Below are 4255 nucleotides of genomic sequence, written 5' to 3' on the forward strand. Positions count from 1 at the left end.
GCCGGCTACGGCCCCGGGCGCCCGGTGCTCGGCGGCGTCGACCTCACCGTGCCCGGCGGGCAGGTGGTGGCCGTCGTCGGCCCGAACGGCTGCGGCAAGTCCACCCTGCTGCGCTCGATCGCCCGGCTGCACCGGCCCGACTCCGGCCGGGTGCTGGTCGGCGGCGAGGACATCTGGAAGCTGCGCCCCCGGCAGGCCGCCCACCGGGTCGCGCTGCTGCCGCAGAGCCCGCAGGCACCGGAGGCGGTCACCGTGGCCGGGCTGGTCCGCTACGGCCGCCACCCGCACCAGGGCCTGTTCCGGCAGTGGTCCGCCGACGACGAGCGGCTCACCGCCGAGGCCCTGCGGGCCACCGGCGTCGAGGAGTTCGCCGACCGCCGGCTCGACCGGCTCTCCGGCGGGCAGCGGCAGCGCTGCTGGCTCGCCATGGTGCTGGCCCAGGACGCGCCCGTGGTCCTGCTCGACGAGCCGACCAGCGCGCTCGACCTCGGCCACGCCGTCGAGGTGCTGGAGCTGGTGCGCGAGGTCGCGGCGGGCGGGCGCACCGTCGTCATGGTGCTGCACGACCTCGCGGCGGCCGCCCGCTACGCCGACCTGGTGGTGGCGATGCGCGGCGGCGAGATGATCGCCTGCGGTCCGCCGCGCGAGGTGGTGGACGCGCCGCTGGTGCGGGCGCTGTACGACGTCGACAGCGATGTGCTCGCGGCGCCCGGGGACGGCGCGCCGGTGATTGTCCCGCGTGCGGGGAGCCGGACGGCGGCCTGACCGGTCCGGTCTTCGGGGGTCCCCCGAACGGACCGGGGGGCGCGGCGGGTTGTCGGGCGGGCGTCGGGCCCGGTGTGGTCTGCTGGACGGGCGTCCGCCGGACGTCCGTGCCGCCGCCGCGCCCGCGCCGCCACCGGGAGGGTCACCGATGCCCCGCCGTACCGCCGCCCTGCTCGTCGCCATCGCCCTCGGCTCGGCCGCCGCGGTGGGCTGCTCCTCGGCCGCCGCTCCGGACCGTGCCGACGGGTCGTCCTCGGCGGCGGGTGCTCCGGACGCCCCGGCCTCGGTGCCCGCGCCGGTGGCCTCCACGTCGTCGGCCTCAACGTCGTCGGCCCCTGCTCCGACGACCTCTGCTCCGACGGTTTCTGCGTCGACCGAGGCGCCCACCCCCTCCCCGACCTCTGCCCCCGCCTCGGTGGCCGTCCGCGGCACCGTCACCGACGGCCTCGAGTCCCCCTGGGGCCTGGCCGTCCTGCCCGGGGGCGACCTGCTGGTCTCCGAGCGCGACAGCGCCCGGATCCTGCGCGTCTCGGCGAAGGACGGCGGCAGGACGGTGGCCGGTACCGTCCCGGGCGTCACCTCCGGCGGAGAGGGCGGTCTGCTCGGCCTCGCCCTCTCGCCCGACTTCGCCACCGACCACCGGGTGTACGCGTACTTCTCCACCGGCTCGGACAACCGGATCGCCCGGCTCGACCTCGACCCCTCCCGGCCCGCCGGATCCCAACTCGGCGCCCCCACCGTCCTGTTCAGCGGGATCCCGCACGGACCCCGGCACAACGGCGGGCGGATCGCGTTCGGCCCGGACGGCTTCCTCTACGCCGGCACCGGCGACGCCAACGACCGCTCGCTCGCCCAGGACCGCGACTCCCTCGGCGGCAAGATCCTCCGCCTCACCCGGGACGGCGACCCCGCGCCCGGCAACCCGTTCCCCGGCTCGCCGGTCTGGTCGCTCGGCCACCGCAACGTCCAGGGGCTGGCCTGGGATCCGCAGGGGCGGCTCTGGGCCTCGGAGTTCGGCCAGGACACCTGGGACGAGCTGAACCTGATCACCCCCGGCGGCAACTACGGCTGGCCCACCGTCGAAGGCACCGCCGGGCGGGCCGGGTTCACCGACCCGGTCGCCCAGTGGCACACCGCCGACGCCTCGCCGAGCGGCATCGCCTTCGCCTCCGGCGCCGTCTGGGTGGCCGCGCTGCGCGGCACCCGGCTCTGGCGGGTCCCGGTGGACGGCGACCGGGCGGCCGGTGCCCCGCAGGAGTTCCTCCGGGGCGAGTACGGCCGGCTGCGCACCGTGGCGGTCGACGGGGACGGCACCCTGCTCCTCGTCACCGACAACACCGACGGCCGGGGTTCGCCGCGGCCGGGCGACGACCGGATTCTGCGACTGGACGTCAACGCGGGGTGACGGAGAGTCGCATTCGGTCACCCGTTCGAGCGGTTTGAACGCGGTTCGACCGGGGATCCGCCACTTCCTACCGTTCAGTACCCCTCCCTGCCCGCCGCGTTGTCAGTGTGTCCCGTTACGTTCCTCCCAACTGACCGACCAGCTGGGAGGAGAGCGGCCGTGGCGTGGGTTGAAACGGGTTCGGGCGGCTATTTCGTCGCCTTCGACGAGGAGGGCAAGGTGGTCTGCCGCAATGCGGCGGGCCGTCAGCTGAAAGCCGTCCCGCCGAAGCTGAACGACGATCCGGTGGTGCTCGGACTCCGGCAGCTCACCGAGTGGCTGGACGCCCATCGGCGCGGCTGCCTGGAGACCGCCGAGCGGTGGATGGTGCGCTCGCTGCCGGTGCCCGCCGCCGTCGTCACCGCCGTCTGGGCGGACGAGGCGTGGCGCGAGGTCCTGCGCGACCTCGTGGTCACGGGGGCCGACGGCGCCGTGGCGGGCTTCCTGCGCGGGGCCGACCCCGAGCGCGGCATCGGCCTGGTCGACCTCGACGGGGACACCGTCCGGCTCACCGGCAGCGAGCTGCGGATACCCCACCCGGTCCTGCTGGACGAGCTGGACGAGCTGCGCGAGTTCGCCGTCGAACTCGGCGTCTCCCAGCAGGTCCAGCAGCTGTACCGGGAGGTCTGGCACCGGCCGGAGGGCGTCACCGGCACCCAGGTCGACACCTACGCGGGCGGCCGCTACGCCGCGCTGCGCGACCTGCTCGGCCGCTGCACCCGGCTCGGCCACCGGGTCCGCGGCGGGCACGCCGTCCTGCCCGTGGTCGAGGACGGCCGGGCCCTGGAGGCCAGGGTCTGGGTCGGCGACTACTACGAGTACGACGAGTGCGAGACCGGCTCGCTCAGCTGGACCGGCCCGGACGGCAAGGTCCTGCCGCTGGCCGAGGTCGGACCGGTCGCCTGGTCCGAGGGGATGCGGATGGCCGCCGCACTGTACGCAGGCCGCACGATCGAAGGGGAGGAAGCCGCATGAGCACCACCACCGGGCCCGACCGCACCACCACCGGTGCCCCCGGCGGAGCCGACCGCCACCAGCGGCTGCTGGAGTCCGGGGCGATCCTCGCCCCCGGCACCCTGCCCGGCGCCGGCACCCCCGACAGCGCCGCCGACGTGCTCACCGCCCGCGGCTACTCCCACCCCGCGCTCGACGGCCGCCGGATCGTCCGGCTGGTCCCCGGCGCGCTCGGCCCCGCCGAGGACCTCGCCGTCGACTTCCTCGGGCTCGTCCCCGCCGAGGAGCCGGTCGAGGTCGGCCAGGTCCGCCAGGAGGCACTGGGCTTCCCCGCCTGGGCGCTCGTCCACGACCCGGCCAACGGCCACCACGCGCTCGCCCTGGTCAAGGAGATGGAGCGGCTCGCCCGCCAGGCCAAGTCCAAGCCGGGCAACGCCAAGGACGGCTTCGACGAGCTGGCCCGCCGGCTCGGTCGCACCGTCCCGCACTTCCTGCCCACCTACTGCGAGCAGGTCGGCCGGATCTTCCTCGAGCAGGAGAACCAGACCTACGCGAGCACCTTCTTCGGCCGGGCCCGCGAGGCCGAGCGCACCCACAACCTCCCCGTCGACGAGGAGCGGCTGCGCGCCGTCTTCCTGGAGTTCGCGCTGGCCGGCGCCCTCACCGTCAAGGCGCTGCGCCAGTACGTCAAGGAGCTGAGCGGCCGGCTCGACCCGCTGACCGCCTGGCAGCGGTTCCGCCAGCTGTGCACCGAGCGCTCGGCGGCCGGCATGGCCCCCTACGCCGGGGTCGCCGAGGACGCCCGCACCCTGCTCAGGGCCGCCGGGCTGGACCGGGACGAGCACGAGCGGGCGCTGCTGCTCGAACTGCTCGCCTCGCCCGCCGTCAACCGCGCGCCCGGCACCTTCTGGAAGAGCTGGCACGAGGCCGTCGTCGAGCTCGGCCGGGGCGACGCCGCCGTGCGCGCCCGGCTGCTGGAGCTGATGCCCGACCCGCCGGGCAACGACGACCGCACCCGCCAGGACGCCGCCTGGCTCGCGGTGCTGGCGGAGAGCGGCGCCGAGCGCCTGCTCACCGACCTGCCCACCGACC

The 4255-nt window shown here is 75.8% G+C and carries 3 protein-coding genes and 1 pseudogene; all 4 read left to right on the top strand.

What is annotated here, in order from left to right; all coding sequences use genetic code 11:
• Window positions 1-765: ABC transporter ATP-binding protein (locus ADK60_RS19810; protein ID WP_053647721.1), on the top strand; the 765-nt coding region annotated here is incomplete at its 5' end.
• 148 nt (window positions 766-913) lie between these two features.
• A complete protein-coding gene (locus tag ADK60_RS19815; RefSeq protein ID WP_079008533.1) occupies window positions 914-2170 on the top strand; it encodes a PQQ-dependent sugar dehydrogenase in 1257 nt (418 codons plus the stop codon).
• 159 nt (window positions 2171-2329) lie between these two features.
• Window positions 2330-3184, top strand: a complete 855-nt coding sequence (locus ADK60_RS19820; RefSeq protein WP_053647723.1) for a DUF4132 domain-containing protein — start codon at window positions 2330-2332, stop codon at window positions 3182-3184.
• A pseudogene (locus tag ADK60_RS19825) lies at window positions 3181-4255 on the top strand (hypothetical protein); the annotation flags it as partial. The gene ADK60_RS19820 and the pseudogene ADK60_RS19825, both read left to right, overlap by 4 nt.

The organism is Streptomyces sp. XY431 (genome assembly GCF_001279805.1).
Classification (GTDB): domain Bacteria; phylum Actinomycetota; class Actinomycetes; order Streptomycetales; family Streptomycetaceae; genus Kitasatospora; species Kitasatospora purpeofusca.

Excerpts from the sequence above, each read along its gene's own strand:
- ADK60_RS19815 (WP_079008533.1), top strand. The coding sequence starts at position 914 with ATGCCCCGCCGTACCGCCGCCCTGCTCGTCGCCATCGCCCTCGGCTCG.